This window comes from Candidatus Hydrogenedentota bacterium (assembly GCA_019637335.1).
Classification (GTDB): domain Bacteria; phylum Hydrogenedentota; class Hydrogenedentia; order Hydrogenedentales; family JAEUWI01; genus JAEUWI01.
The window spans coordinates 158,898-173,430 of record JAHBVV010000005.1; the positions used below are offsets into that span (position 1 = coordinate 158,898).

General features: G+C 65.6%; 8 protein-coding genes. 6 read left to right on the top strand and 2 right to left on the bottom strand.

The window, feature by feature from the left end; translation table 11 throughout:
* Positions 1 to 37: 37 nt before the first annotated feature.
* Positions 38 to 1,798, bottom strand: coding sequence for an FHA domain-containing protein (locus tag KF886_08565; GenBank protein ID MBX3177398.1), 1,761 nt, complete (start codon positions 1,796 to 1,798; stop codon positions 38 to 40).
* A gap of 369 nt (positions 1,799 to 2,167) precedes the next feature.
* Between KF886_08565 and KF886_08570 the strand changes: the two genes are divergently transcribed.
* The 5 genes from KF886_08570 (at position 2,168) to KF886_08590 (ending at position 10,564) form a co-directional block, all read left to right on the top strand.
* Positions 2,168 to 3,181 carry an AAA family ATPase gene (locus KF886_08570; protein MBX3177399.1) on the top strand — a complete coding sequence of 338 codons (1,014 nt, stop codon included), beginning with the start codon at positions 2,168 to 2,170 and terminating at the stop codon, positions 3,179 to 3,181.
* The gene (locus tag KF886_08575) at positions 3,178 to 5,199 is read left to right on the top strand and encodes a hypothetical protein (protein ID MBX3177400.1); all 2,022 of its coding nucleotides are present in this window, start codon (positions 3,178 to 3,180) and stop codon (positions 5,197 to 5,199) included. The genes KF886_08570 and KF886_08575 overlap by 4 nt, the downstream gene beginning before the upstream one ends.
* Positions 5,200 to 5,248: 49 nt before the next feature.
* Positions 5,249 to 6,727: a polysaccharide biosynthesis/export family protein gene (locus KF886_08580; protein MBX3177401.1), complete on the top strand. Its 1,479-nt coding sequence runs from the start codon at positions 5,249 to 5,251 to the stop codon at positions 6,725 to 6,727.
* Between the two features lie 4 nt (positions 6,728 to 6,731).
* Entirely contained in the window at positions 6,732 to 8,990 is a 2,259-nt protein-coding gene (locus tag KF886_08585) for a polysaccharide biosynthesis tyrosine autokinase (GenBank protein MBX3177402.1), read from the top strand.
* Between the two features lie 62 nt (positions 8,991 to 9,052).
* Positions 9,053 to 10,564: a hypothetical protein gene (locus KF886_08590; GenBank protein MBX3177403.1), complete on the top strand. Its 1,512-nt coding sequence runs from the start codon at positions 9,053 to 9,055 to the stop codon at positions 10,562 to 10,564.
* 66 nt (positions 10,565 to 10,630) lie between these two features.
* Here KF886_08590 and KF886_08595 read toward each other — a convergent pair whose 3' ends face one another.
* Positions 10,631 to 12,133: a PilT/PilU family type 4a pilus ATPase gene (locus KF886_08595; GenBank protein MBX3177404.1), complete on the bottom strand. Its 1,503-nt coding sequence runs from the start codon at positions 12,131 to 12,133 to the stop codon at positions 10,631 to 10,633.
* A 177-nt stretch (positions 12,134 to 12,310) separates the two neighbouring features.
* Between KF886_08595 and KF886_08600 the strand changes: the two genes are divergently transcribed.
* Positions 12,311 to 13,816, top strand: coding sequence for a sugar ABC transporter ATP-binding protein (locus tag KF886_08600; protein MBX3177405.1), 1,506 nt, complete (start codon positions 12,311 to 12,313; stop codon positions 13,814 to 13,816).
* Positions 13,817 to 14,533 lie beyond the last annotated feature (717 nt).

Sequence of the window (14,533 nt, forward strand, 5' to 3'; positions counted from 1 at the left end):
ATCCGGGGCGCGTGGGAATGCCCTGCGCCCCGCCCGATCAGCCGCGATCGCTCTCCGTCATCGAATAGCTCATGCGGGGCTGGGACGTGCGCCGGGCCTCGGGAACCAGCTCGCCAAACCACGCGTCGTTCTTTCGCATCACCTGTACCGCGCGGTGGCACACCTCGCACGACACCTCCGCCCCCTCGGTCGTGGCTTCGTTCAGCTGGATGAAGGTGCTGCAGAACGGGCAGGCGATGCTGCGCTCGGAACTCTTGTAGTAATCCTGGAGGATCCGGTCGATTTTTCCGTTGCGGAAGCAGCGGATCAGCGCGTCCGCACACGCGGGATCGAACTGGGTGCCCTTGTTCTCCTCGATGATCTGGATGGCCTTTTCCGGATCGAGTCCCTTGCGGTACGGGCGGTTGCTCGTGAGCGCGTCGAAGGTGTCGCCCACGGCCAGGGCGCGGCCCTCAATGGGTATGTCTTCCCCGGCGAGGCCCTTGGGGTAGCCCTTGCCGTCGTAGCGCTCGTGGTGGTACAGGCAGTACGGGATCAGCGGCTCCAGGAAACTGACGTCTTGCAGGAGTTGCGCGCCCTTCTCCGGATGCACCTTGATCTTATCGAACTCCTCGTCGGTGAGGCGGTCGGGTTTCCGGAGGATCGCGTCGTCCACGGCGATCTTGCCGACATCGTGGAGTACGCCGCCCATCCTGACTTCCTTGATCTTTTCCTCGGACCAGCCCAGTTCGCGCGCCACCTCGATCGTGAAATTCGTCACGCGCCACGTGTGGCCCACGGTGTAGTGGTCCCGCAATTCGATGGCGTTTGCGAGCACGAGCAGCGTGTCTTCGTAGGCTTTTTCCAGCATGCGGACATATTGCGCATTCTTGATGGCGACGCCGGCGGGGCCCGCCAGGGCGACGAGCAACTCCAGGTCGCTGTTGACGAACGCGTTCGTGGCGCCCCGGGTATCCACGTAAATGACCCCGAGCCGCTCGCTCTGGCAGGTGAGCGGCGCGCACATCGCCGACGCGATATTGTGGCTGATGATGCTGGCGCCAGTCTCGAAGCGGGAGTCGTCGGCGGCGTCAAACGTAATAATCGCCTCGCCATGCTCGAATGCGCGGTTCACGATCGAGGAACTGATCTTCACGTCGACATTCTGGTTGCCCGACCGCACGTACTCCGTCACCAACTCGTCGCTGCCGGGCGCCTGGAGCAGGATCACCCCGTTGTGGGCCGGGATGAGCTGGAAGATTTCCTCCATGACCCGCGCGAAGAGCTTGGAAAGGTTGCGCTCGCTCGTGATGATTTCGTTCGCGGAGTACACCGCGCGGAGGCGCTGCTGGATTTCGGCCAGCTTCGCGTCGCTCGCCGCCGCCCCCGGGCTCTGAAAAAACGTCTCGTACACGTTGGCGGCCTTGGCCGTCTCGTAGCGCGTACCCATGGAGTTGTCGAACTTCACGCCGCTGCTACCGCGCTCCGCTTCGCGGGTGGCCTCGGCCTGGACCTCTCCCTGATCCACGGCTTCGGACTCAAAGCGCAGATCGTGGGTGCCGAGCCGGATGATGTTCCCGCTGGAGAGCTTGTACTCCACGATCTTGCGATCGCCAATCCAGGTGCCGTTGCCGCTGCCCAGATCCTTGACGACGGTGGCGTGCTCTTTCTGCTCGATCACGGCGTGCTGCCGGGATATCTGGAGATCCTCAAGCTGCAAGTCGTTGTCGGGGTTGCGCCCGATCGAGAGCTTGCCCTTGATCTCCACCGACGACCCCTGAAGGGGGCCAGTGAGTATTACCACCCGTTCTTTTCTCATCGCATTGCGACTCCCGGTGCGGACGGCTCCAGCCCCGCCGTTGTACGCTACTGCTCAAGGTTATAGCACGATTGCCGCCTGAAACCAAGTTATTTTCACCGACCGCGGCTTGGATCCCGACAGCCGCCACGGGTAATCGGTTGACAGCGCTAAACCGTTTCGATATCATGGCTTTGGTGAGTTAGCGCCCGGACCGGCGCCGCCTCGCTGGCGCCCGGGCGGGTGCGCCCCGGAGACTGGCGCGCGCCAACACGCCCCCGCCCCCGGGAGGCCCTGGCCGCGTGGTCGGGCAGCGACCGGCGGCGATCGCTTCATCGCAGGGTCCCGGGCGCGCGTCCCCCGGAGTCCCCGACAACCTGGGCTAAGCGCATGGATGAATCGCAGTCGTATCTTGGCCTGCTGGGCTTACGGGAGCAGCCCTTTGCACCCACCGCGGACCCCGTGTATTTCTTCGCCACCCAGGGCCACAAGGAGTGCCTCTTCCGCCTCTGGAACGCGATTGACGCCCGCCATGGCATTGCCGTCGTGCTCGGGAACTACGGCACCGGCAAGACCACGCTCCTGCGCAAGTTGCTCACCGGCATGGCCGCGGATCCCGACCGCTACCTGACCGCTGTCGTTGGCTCGCCCATCCCCTCCTGGACGAGTTTTGCGCTGCTGGAAAGCATCGTCGCCCAGTTCGGGCTGCGCCCCCGGGAAAACTCCTTCGTCGCCCACATGGAGGCGCTGAACCAGCACCTGCTCGAGAACCGCGGCCGCATCTGCACCCTGATCATCGACGACGCGCAAAACCTCAACAAGCGCGGCCAGCTCGAGCTCCTGCGGCTGATACAGAACCTCGAAACCCAACAGCAGAAACTGCTCAACCTGCTCCTCTTCGCTCAACTCGAATGGGTCCAGGTGCTTCGCGCAGCCCCCAATTTCGAGCAGCGCGTCAACCTCACCTACACCCTCCAGCCCATCGAGTTCGAGGAAATGCGGCAGTTCATCGACTTCCGGCTGCGCCAGGCCGGCGCGGATACCGGCACGGGGCCCGCCTTCGAGGACGCCGCCCTCCGCGCTATCCATGCCTGGGCCGAGGGCAGCCCCCGCGTCATCGTGACGCTCTGCCGGAACGCGCTGCTGCTCGCCGCCCAGTTACAGACGAAGACCATTACGCCCGAAAATATCCTGCACACCATCGACAAGACGGCCCTTCCCGACCCGGAACGCCGCGCCCGCGCCGCCGCGGCGGCGGGAATGCCCGCGCGCGTGCTCGGGGAAACGACCGGCGCCGGAATCTTCCGGGAACCGGCGCCGAGGACCCCACAGGCCCGCGATCGCCGCGCCGCCGACATGCTGCTGCGGTCGGCCCGCGATCGCCAGGGAGCGGGCGGCGAATGAGCGCGGAAGCCGAACACGATCGGGCCCCTCTCGCCACCGGCGATGAATGGCAGTCGTCTGACGTTGATGATTCTCTGGAGGGCGCGCTCATGCGCGGGATTCCCGCGGATGCCCGCCTCGACAGCGGCGTACCCGAGGGGCAGCGCGCGAATGCGCTCGACTTCATTCAAATGTCCGGCTTGACGCGCCCGCCCGCCCGCGCCACCGAAGCGCCCGATCCCGATTTGAACCCGTCCGCGCCCCTGAGCTTCTACGAGGCCGGCGTGGCGGATGTCGACGAGGAGGCGAGTCTCGCGGCGCTCTCCAGCGGTCCCCGGGACCTCACACTCGACGCCAACCTGGCCCCCGATCCCGCCGGGGAGACCCTGGGCGCGGAAAGCGAGCACGCCGCGGCGGCCTTTCAGGCAATTATTGACGCGTTGGAAGCCGGGCGGGCGCCCGGTCACGTGCTCGAGGATCCACCCGCGCCGGCCCCCGAAGCCGTCGAGCTCCCCGAGGGCCTGGATGCGCATGGCGTGGATCCCGGCCCGCTCCCGGAATCGGCCAATCCCATCCGTGATCACCGGCCAGTTGCGTGGCGATCGGCGCCGTCCGCCGGCGATCCCGAGGAGGACGGGCCCGCCGTGCCCGATCCGGATCCCGGCGGCGCCGGCGTGGAGTTCGCGGTCCCGGAAGCGATTCCCGGCGAGGACGGCGACTTCGACAATTTTCTGGAAGACGGGGTCATCCATTCCGCCGTGGACGAGGCGCCCCACCTGGAGCTGGCGGCTCGCGCGGAACTTGATTGCGATCCGGAGGGAATGGCGCCGGAAACCGCCCCGTCCGTTTCCAGCCCCCACCGCGAGGCGCTGCAAAAAGCCGAGCAATTGATGAATTCCCTCGGGCAGCCGCCAGCGGCCGGAATGCCCGCCCTCCCGGAAATCCACATTGGCGAAGAACCCGCCGCCGCTCCGCCTCGTGCGCTGGAGCTGAACGGGAGTGGGGGAGAGGAAAGCTACAGCCAGGCCCATGCCCGCCGCCGGTCGCGCCGGCACTCCCGCCTCGCCCGAAGGATGTGGCGCACCGCGCGTCTGATCGCCGGCGTGGCCACGGCCGCGGCCATCGTGGCGGGAATCTGGTTCTATGTGCTCGCGCCGGGGCTCGTCCGAACGGAAGACCGCGCCGCGCAGGCTGCCCGATTCATGGTCGGCCGGCAGTACGCGGATGCCGCCGCGGCGTATGAGCAGGTCGCCTCCCGCGGTGGCCCGAGCCGCGCCGACGCGCTGTTTCACGCCGCGAACGCGACCCTGCTTTCGGTCGGGAATGACACCCCGACCGACGCCGCCCGGCCCCGCTACGAGCGGGCGCTCGCGCTTTTCGCGTCCTTTGCCGAAGAATTTCCCCAGCACCCGAAGCGCCCGCGGGCGCTCGCGTTGACCGGACGGGTGCACTTCGAAGCGCAAAATTACGACGCGGCGATCGCTGTGCTACGCGATCAAATCGTTCCCGCGGACGATCCCGCGGCCGCCTTGATGGTCCTGCGCTACCTGGCGCGGGCCTACCGGATGAAGGGCGCGTACGACGAGGCCGAAACCGCATACCTACAGGCGGCCACGCTCCCCGACAATTTCAGCGCGGAGGTCGACTACCGGGAACTGGGCGATATGCACCGCACCCGCGCCGGCCTCGCCGAAACCGACGCGGACGCGCGCCGCGCGCACGAAGAAACCGCCTCGCGATACTGGAACCGTGCGCTCCAGACGCCCGGAATCGCCCCCGCGGCGGCGGCGGAACTTCACGAGCGCCTTCAGTGGCAGTCTTTCACAGGCGATCCGCCCGCAACCGCGGCATCCGAGCCGGTGGCCGTGGCGCGGCCCGCGGCACAGACGCCGGCGGATGATACGGCCGAATTCGGCGTGGCGGCGCCGGGTGCGCCCGCCCCGCCATACGATTCGCCCGTCGAGCGCCGGGAGGACCCGGGGGCCGAACTGGAGGCCTGGACGCGCGGCGCTGCCGCCGCGGGCGCTCCGCATGAATAGCGCCGCCGGGATATACGCCAGGCTCGAGAACCACACAGGGAGTAATGCGATGATAAGCATGGTGAAAATCGGGTGGGCCGCCGCCCTGATCGCGGCCCTGTGCGCGGCGGCCACGGCTCCCGCGCAGCCCGCGGAGGATGGCCCGCTGAAGCCGGGCGATCTGGTCTACATCAACGTACACCGCCAGCCCGAGCTGTCCGCCGCCACCCAGGTCGATGGGAATGGCAACGTGGAAATGCCCTACATCGGCAACGTTGCCGTTCAGGGCCTCGCGCTCGAAGCCGCCGCCGACCGCATCGCGCTCGGGCTCAAGAGCGTACTGAAAAGCCCGCGTGTTACCGTGACCCGTAGTTCGGAACGGGGAGCCTTCCCCCAGGCGTACATGCGAACCCAGTCCATGCAGACCCAGGTCGTTCCGCTGGACAACGCCGATGCGGCAACCCTCGAAGCGGCCCTGTCCGGTATGTCCAGCGGCGGCGGAAGCGTCAGCTTCGATCCGGCGACCAACAGCATGATTCTCACCGACGAGCCCGCCGTGTTGCAGAACATGATGGGCGTCATCCGCGAGCTGGACCAGATGAAATCCCAGATCACGCAGGTGCTGATCGAGGCCAAAATCGTCGAAGTCGAGACGGAGGCCGCCAGGGAGCTGGGTGTGCGCTGGTTCGTGCAGGGCGATCGCGCGGGCGGCGGCTACACCCCCTCGCCCCGCCGCGACGCCCTCCTCAATTCAATCCGCCAGTTCTCGGGGCCCAACGCCAACGAGTCCCTCCAGAGCAACGCCCGGAACACGGGCGCCGCCCTCAACAGGCGCTTCATCGACGAGGACATGTTCGACCGCCGGCTCCAGGTGCCCGTCCAGGTCGCCGCGCCCGGGCAGATGTTCTTCGGCTACATGAACAGCGGCATCGACCTCGGCCTCATGCTCGATGCCCTCGTCGCCGACGGCAAGGCCGAATTGCTCGCATCCCCCTACATCGGAACGGTAAACCACCGGTCGGCCTCGATCCGCATGATCGAGGAATTCCCCTACACCGAACTCGGAACCGCCGGCTTTTCCGCTGTGGAACACATCCGCTTTCTGGAAATCGGAATTAAGATGGACGTGACGCCCCATGTACGGCGGGATCCCGACGGCGAGCGCTACATCCTCGTGGAGCTCTCGCCCGAAGTCTCCACCGCCGTCGGCGTTTCCAACGGCGTGCCCGTACGCGCGGTCCGCTCCAGCGAAAGCCAGCGCATCGTCCGCGACGGACAGTCCCTCGTAATCGGCGGGATCGTCATGGCCGACAACCACACCGTGATCCAGAAGCTGCCCGGGCTTGGGAGTCTGCCCATCTTCGGCAATCTCTTCAAACACAAGGAGCGAAGCCAGACGAGCCGTGAACTCATGATCTTCGTGACACCCACCATTCACGACCGCCCCGAGGATATCCGATGGGAACGCAGCCTCGACCTGCAGGGATTCGGCCACGACGACGCGTTCCTGGCCGCCCTCGAAGCGCGCGCCGAGGTGCGAAAAGACTAGCGCCATGTCCACGAGCCTCGATACCCCCATACTGGACGACGCGCCGCGCCAGGGAAGAGACAACTTCCGATCCGTGCTCAACGTGCTCGCGGATCGGTGGCTGTTGCTACTCGCCGGCACGCTGCTCGGCGCGCTCGCGTTCGGCGGGGGGATGTGGCTCACGCGCGAAGTCACCCCGGCGCGCTACCAGGCCACCGGAAGCCTCTATATCAAGCCGGCCCAGTACTCTATCCTCTCCCCTCAGTCACCGCGCTCCGATTTCACGCTGCGGGCGGAACAGATCGTCAAGGAAACCAGCGTCGCCGCGCTCGCCGAAAAGGTGGCGCAGGCCCTCATACAGCGCGACATCGCCACCGGCGGGCCGCTCAGCGGCGTCGTTGCCCCGGAGGAGTTCAAGCGCGAGGCCGCCCGGATCGAGGCCCGGCTCGCCCTCAGCCCCCTGACCGAGGACGGCGTCGGAAAGGTCGAGATCCACGTGCGGGATTGCGCGTCTCCGGGCGAGGCGGAGGATATTGCCGAGTACGCCTCCCGGGTCTTCGTGGAAATGAACCGGCAGGTGCACCTCGAAGACGTCCGGGAGAAACACGCCTTCATACGGCGCCATATCGAATCCCTCAGGACGGCCCTGGCCGGCGCGGAAGCCGATCGCCTCGCCTTCAAGCAGCGCCACAGCGGACGCCCCTACGAAAACATCGACGAGGAATTGGCGCGCAAGGACCGCGAACTGCGCGAAATCGAGGCCGCAGGCGAGGCCGCGGCGCGGAAACTGAGCGATCTCGAGGCGGAGCTTGTGCTTGCCGGGGAGCAGTTCCCGGAAGCCCTGAACCAGCCCAGCGACAACCTCGTGGCCGGACTGTTCGCCGAGCTGGACGCCCTGCTCGAAGAGAAAATGACCCTCAGCGCAATCTACCAGCCCGCATGGCCGCGTCTCGTCGAGCTGGAGGAAGAGATCGCCGAGGTCCGCGAGGTCATCCTCGAAGCGGAGCGGAGGCGCGATTCCGGCGTCCCCGGAGGCAGCGATATCTGGGCCAAACGCAAGGAAATATACCAGCAGCAGATCGACCTCCGGCTTCAGATGGCCTCCCTCGAAATCCAGGCCGGGGCCATCGAGCGAGAGCGGGAAACCCTCCTGCCCCAACTGCCCGAACTCGCCAACCTCAAGTGGACCGCGGACAGCCTCAAGCGCGAAGTCGACAACATCGAGGAGCAACTCAACAAAGCCTCCGACAGGGAGCTCGAAGTGCGCGCAAGTATCGAGCACGGCCTCGGCACCGTGGAGCGGTCCGCCTCCGCGCCCATCGTCGGCGTGCCCGAACGGCAGCCGGGCAGCCGCAATGTCTGGATCAACTTCCTGATTGGCGGGCTGGCCGGCGCGCTACTTTCCTTCGCCCTGGCCATGGCCGTCGAGTTTAACGATACCTCCATCCGCAGCATCGACGATGTGAACGAATACATCGGACTCGAAGTCATCGGAACCATCCCCCGAATGCGCTTCGGCCGCCCCCGCGGAAACCGCCGCCGCCGCGCAACCTACGTCAGCACCGTCGACGAGGAACAGATCGACAGCTGCATCGTCACCCAGCACGACCCCAAGTCGCCAATCTCGGAGGCCTACCGCACCCTCCGAACCAACTTCCAGTTCGCGACCATTCAGAAGAAACCGCGCACCCTCATGGTGACCAGCGCGGTCCCCGGTGAAGGCAAGACCACCACAGCCGTGAATCTTGCCGTGACCATGGCCGACCGCGGCATGCGCGTCCTCCTCGTCGATACCGACCTGCGCCGCCCCAACGTACACCGCGTCCTCCGCATGGAGCGCGGCCCCGGGCTCGCCGATGTCTTGCGCGAGGGCGTTGACCCCGACACCGTCATACGAAAAACACGCATCGACAACCTCTGGGTCGTCTCCAGCGGGCGCGTGCCGCCCAATCCGTCCGAGCTGATGGGCTCCGACGCAATGGAGCACCTCATGCGCAAGCTCGGAGCCGCCTTCGACCTCGTCATCTGCGACGCGCCCTCGGTACTCGTCGTGACCGACCCCGTCCTCCTCGCCACCCATGTCGACACCTGTATGATGGTCGTCTCCACAAACAATGCCCGCCGCGAGACCGTTGTCCGCGCGAAAAAGCTCCTCCTCACCGCCAAAGTCGATGTCGCAGGCGTCGTCGTGAACGGCCTGGAGACCACCCGCCGCCACTACTACTATTACTATTACTACTACGACGACGGCTCCGCCGGCCGCCGCAAGTGGTACCACTTCTAGCCATGCGCCGCCCCCATCTCGCCAATGGCCCGTTTCGCGCCCCGGCCACGAGGTGACCGGAAATGGCCCTGTTCCGATCAGAGCGCGGCATCGGCCGCGGCGAAGTCGCCGAAAGCCAGATCGAAGTCCCCGTGTTCGCGGCCTGCATGCTGCTGTGCAGCCTCTGCCTGGTGCTCCAGCATCTCATCCTGGCCAACGACAGCCTCACACTGGCCCTCGCCGTAAGCCTCGTTGTCTTCGGCGGGACCGTCCTCAAGGTCGAAGTCGGCCTCTTCGTCCTCCTCGCCGCCATGATGCTCTCCCCCGAGATCGAATTGGCGGAAGGCTCCAATGTGCTCCGGAGCGTTACCGTGCGCTACGGCGATCTCCTGATCGTCATTATCTTCCTCGGCGTCATGGTGAAGCTTACCTTCGAGGGCCGCGTCAGATTGTGGCAGCCCAGCCCGATCAACGCCGCTATCGTGACCTACTACGGCGTGTGCATACTCTCGACCCTCCTGGCGCTCGAACGCGCCCTCCCCGCCTGGGACCGCGTCGACGCCTTCTTCGTCATGGTCAAAATGCTCGAGTTCTACCTGATCTTCTTCCTCGTCGCGCACGCGGTCCGGCGCTCCCGGGAGATTCGCGCCCCCCTCGCCATGCTCTACCTCGTCATGCTGGCCGTCAGCATCTACGCCATCTACAGCATCCGGACAACGCCGAGGGTGAGCGCCCCCTTCGAGCACGGCGGCACCGAGCCCAATACCCTCGGCGGCTATCTCGTGCTCTGCCTGTGCGTGGCGTTGGGGCTCCTGTTGCAGGCGCCCCGCCCCCGCCAGAAGCTCCTCTTCCTCGCCATCGGCATCACGGGCTTCATCCCCCTCCTCTACACCCTTTCGCGCGCATCCTACGGCGCGCTCGTCGCCGGCGTCGTCGTCATCGCGCTCGTTACCCGAAACTACATCATTATCGCCGCCGTCGCGGGCGTACTCCTGTTCTCGGCCGCCATCATGCCCGAACGCGTCATCGAGCGCGTCACCAACACCGTGCCCGATCAGGGAGGCGTGCAGCTCGAAATCCTGGGCAGGGACCTCGGGGTGAGCGTCGACAAATCCACCTACGAGCGCGTCCACGTCTGGCGCAAGGTGGGCTTCATCCTCTCCCTCGGCGCGCCCTATTTCCTGCTTGGCGGCGGCGTGGCCTGGGAGTCCGTCCTCGACAGCCAGTACGCGCGCGTGCTCCTGGAAACCGGCTTCCTCGGATTCCTCGCCTTCCTGTTCCTCCAGTGGCGGCTCCTGAAAACCGCCCGGGAAGCCTACCTCTGGACCGAGGATTGGATGTCGCGGGGAATTGCCCTGGGCATGCTGGGAGCCACCGTCGCCCTCATCGTCCACTCCATCGGAACGATATCATTCCTGATCGTGCGGATTATGGAGCCGTACTGGTTCCTGATGGCCCTCGTCGTCTCCATTCGCAACGAGGCCCTCGCTATACACTGGCATCGGCACCGTGCCAGGAAGCAGGCCCCGCCAACCCGGGAAACGCCCGAAACCCCAGATCCGGCGGTACACGGGACTGGCGTTTCGCCGGTATAGACAGCCGGGACGGCCGCCCTGCCTTCACGCGGGCTTCTCGCCGGTCCAGGTCGTCGGCACGGGCCGTTAGTGGCCGCGCGCGGAGTCCAGCCGCGGCACCGCGTAGGTCCCCATGCGAATCTGGTCAAACATGCTCTGGTCCGTCGCGAAGGCCTGCGCGTGCTCCAGGTCAATCATCTTGTCCTTGAAGAGCTTATGCAGATAATGCTCGAACAGGAACGAATGCGAAACCGTCTGCTGCATCCCGACCCGGATATGGTCGGTGCTCCCTTCCATGATGCCGTCCGCAATGGCCTTCACATCGTTCAGCATCATCTCCAGCGCGGGGACGCGCCCGCCGCCGATCCGCGGCACCAGGCGCTGGTTAATCACGCACTTCAGCGCGTCGCGCAGCTGGAGCTTCACCAGATCGCGCTCGACCGGGTCGAAGAAGCTGACGACCCGGTTGACCACCTCCGCCGCCGTGTTCGCGTGCAGCGTGCTGATCACCAGGTGCCCCGTGGCCGCCGCGTTGATTGCGGCCCGGATCGTGTCCGGATCGCGCATCTCGCCGATAAGGATCACGTCCGGATCGTGGCGCAATGCGCCCGTGACCGCATCGTAGAACGACTCCACATCCGCGCCCAGGTTTCGCTGCGAGAGGATGGACTTCTTATTCGAGTGCACAAACTCGATCGGGTTCTCGATCGTGAGGATGTGGCTCGACCGGTTCGCGTTGATCCAGTCGACCAGCGCCGCCACCGTCGTGGTCTTGCCGCTGCCGGTCATTCCGGTCACGAGCACCAGGCCCCGGTGCAGCTTCGCCATCTGCTCCATCGTCTTCCGCGGCACGTGCAGATCCTCGAAGCTCGGGATCGTCTCCGGGAGGTACCGGATCGTGCAGTGCGGCGCGCCGGATTTCAGGAACGCCGAAATGCGCGAATAGCCCAGGCCGGACTGGTGGTAATTGAAGCTGGTTTGCTTGTGCTCGACGAACTCGTTCCAGTATTCGTCCAGCGCCACCTCGCGGATAAGCGCCGTGATCTGCACCGCCGAAAGCGGCCCCATCAGGTCTGACGTGCGGGTGTCGCCGTCAATGCGGAATACCGGGCTGCAACCCGGCGAAAGGTGCACGTCGCTCGCCTTGTACTGGACCATCGCCTGGAACAACAGCTCCACGCTCACGCGATCGATCCGGTACTTGTCGCCCTCCGCGCGCCAGACTTCCGGAATGCTCAGGCCCGCGCACAGCGCGTCGAGCTTGGCCAGGCAAGCCTGCGCCGATCCCGGATCCGGCGGCGCAAACGCGATCCGCAGGGAGCCGCCGTCCCGGGTGCACGCGCAGCAATCCGCCATGGCCCCGGCGCGGCGCTCCATTTCCGCGGCCAGCGGGTGATCCGGCTCCAGCGTGATCCAGAAATGGGTGAACGGCCCCTCAAACTCCGCGCGCTCCGCCACAAAATGAAACCCACCGCTCGTGGCCGAAATCTTCCGGGGAACGCCCTCCGTGCGCACGGCATGCTTCACCAGCATATCCGAAATCTGGCGCAGATTCTTCTGCGCTCCCGTACCTAACAAAAACAAGGCCATGGTGCGTCCTCCGGCGTAGGCGTTTGCAGGCGGTGGTATGATCCCCGTCCGCTATGGTAGCGCGGGCGGGCGCGCCGTTCAATGAAAATCGTCGGGCGGGAACGCGGCCCCCCGTATGCGCTACTATACCCGGGCCGATTCACGGGCGCGAGCCCCACAAACCCAGCAGGAGCCGCCATGGGCGAATACATTCTGGAGATGCGCGGAATAACCAAACGCTTTCCCGGCGTCGTCGCGCTGAAGGGCGCAAACCTGGAGCTGCGTCCCGCCGAGGTGCATTGCCTCCTCGGAGAAAACGGGGCCGGCAAGTCCACACTGATGAAAATCCTGGCCGGCGCGCAGCCGATGGACGAAGGCGAGATCCTGATTGAGGGGGAGCCCGTCTCCATCCAATCGCCCCTGCACGCCCAGGAACTGGGCATCAGCATGATCTACCAGGAGTTCAACCTCAGCCCCTACCTCAGCGTCGCGGAGAACATCTTCCTCGGTCGCGAGCCCTGCCTCGGCAACTCGCCCATTATCGACTGGAAGCGCCTCTACCGCGAGGCGGAGGCCATACTGGAGCGGATCCGCGTGCGGCTTGACGTCCGGCGCCCCGTCCACGAGTTGAGCATCGCCCAGCAGCAGATGGTCGAGATCGCAAAGGCCCTCTCGGTCAACGCGCGGATTATCGTGATGGACGAGCCCTCCGCCACGCTCACCGACCACGAGCTGGAAGCGCTATTCGCCCTCATCCACACCCTCAAGCGCCAGGGCATCGCGCTCGTCTACATCTCCCACCGCCTGGAGGAGGTCTTCGAGATCGGGACCCGCGCCACCATCATGCGCGACGGGGAACACATCCATACCGGCGACCTCTGCGACCTCTCCCGCGAGCGCATTATTCAGATGATGGTCGGCCGCGAGCTGAAAGACGAGTTTCCAAAAGAGATCTTCGATCGCGGCGCCGAGCGCCTCCGCGTCGAAGGCCTCGCCCGCCGGGGCGTCTTCGAGGACGTCAGCTTTTCGATCCATTCAGGCGAGATCGTAGGCCTCACCGGCCTCGTGGGCGCCGGGCGAACCGAGGTCGCGCGCGCAATCTTCGGCGCCGACCGGCCAGACGCCGGCGCGCTCCACCTCGACGGCCAGCCCATCACCGTCCGGAACCCGCAAGACGCCATCCGCCACGGCATCGGCCTCCTCACCGAAGATCGCAAGAACCAGGGGCTCGTGCTCGGCATGACCGTCGCCGAGAACACGACCCTCGCTAACCTCAAGTCGCTCACCCGCCGTGGGCTGCTCGACCGGCGCCGCGAACGGATCGCAACCGAGGAATACATCCAGAGCCTCCGCATCAAGACCCCCGGCGCCGGCCAGGCCGTCCAGAACCTCTCCGGCGGCAACCAGCAGAAAGTCGTTCTGGCGAAGTGGCTGTTCACGCAATCGCGCCTGCTGATCTTCGACGAGCCCACCCGCGGCATCGATGTCGGGGCGAAAGTCGAAATCTACAAGCTCATGAACGCGCTCGTGCGCCAGGGCGTCGGCATCCTCGTGATTTCGAGCGAGCTACCCGAGGTCATCGGAATGTGCGACCGCATACTCGTCATGCACGAAGGGCGCATCGCCGGCGAAATCGCCCGCGACAAGGCCACCCAGGAAGCCATCATGCACCTCGCCACCGGCGCCGTCGAGGCCCCTGCCTGAGACGCCGGATCCCGCCACGCTGCGCTGTCCGCCTACGGCGCGTCTTCGACCTGCGCTCTCAGCCTTGCGCACTCTCGTCGTAGTATCGCGGGAAGCGAACAAAGAGACTGGCTCAACTTCATACGGGGTAAAGGATCGCGGGCATTCTTGCCTGCGGCAACGCCAGCTTCGGCTTTCAACGGGCATGGCTGGCCTGGAATGGAAATCCCCGCGCCCCCAAAACCGGATTTCAATGGGGACCTGCTGTGGGCTATGGATAACCAACGTGGCTACTATAAGAAATGTCCGCGATCCTTTCGCGCCGTTGGCGCGGTGGACAGCCGGGACGGCTATCCTGCATTTGCCGCGGACAGGCCGAAAGTGCGCGGCGGCGGAAATCTCCACGAACCTTCGATTCACGCTCTCCTGCCGGGGGATACTTCATTCCGCTAATGTGTCACGAATCTTCGAACCGGGTCATTCGTCTTTCTTATTCGTGTCATCCGTACTACTATCCGTCATTTTCGTAACATTTTAGCCGCCTGAAGCAGTAACGCGCGGAAATAGCACGAACGGACCGTTAATAACGAGGAAGCGCGCCCCAAGATCGCGGACATTCCGCAGCAACGTGAGCCCACTTCCAAGAGTTCTCCTCCCCCCCGCCAAAACCACCGTGCAAGGAAAGTGGCACAGCCGTCCTGGCTGTGTTCAGCGCCGAAGGCGCCCCAGGATCACACC

What these genes read in the sequence shown, in the direction of transcription:
- KF886_08565 (MBX3177398.1), bottom strand. Translation starts at nt 1,798, where the DNA reads ATGAGAAAAGAACGGGTGGTAATACTCACTGGCCCCCTTCAGGGGTCG.
- KF886_08570 (MBX3177399.1), top strand. Translation starts at nt 2,168, where the DNA reads ATGGATGAATCGCAGTCGTATCTTGGCCTGCTGGGCTTACGGGAGCAG.
- KF886_08575 (MBX3177400.1), top strand. Translation starts at nt 3,178, where the DNA reads ATGAGCGCGGAAGCCGAACACGATCGGGCCCCTCTCGCCACCGGCGAT.
- KF886_08580 (MBX3177401.1), top strand. Translation starts at nt 5,249, where the DNA reads ATGATAAGCATGGTGAAAATCGGGTGGGCCGCCGCCCTGATCGCGGCC.
- KF886_08585 (MBX3177402.1), top strand. Translation starts at nt 6,732, where the DNA reads ATGTCCACGAGCCTCGATACCCCCATACTGGACGACGCGCCGCGCCAG.
- KF886_08590 (MBX3177403.1), top strand. Translation starts at nt 9,053, where the DNA reads ATGGCCCTGTTCCGATCAGAGCGCGGCATCGGCCGCGGCGAAGTCGCC.
- KF886_08595 (MBX3177404.1), bottom strand. Translation starts at nt 12,133, where the DNA reads ATGGCCTTGTTTTTGTTAGGTACGGGAGCGCAGAAGAATCTGCGCCAG.
- KF886_08600 (MBX3177405.1), top strand. Translation starts at nt 12,311, where the DNA reads ATGGGCGAATACATTCTGGAGATGCGCGGAATAACCAAACGCTTTCCC.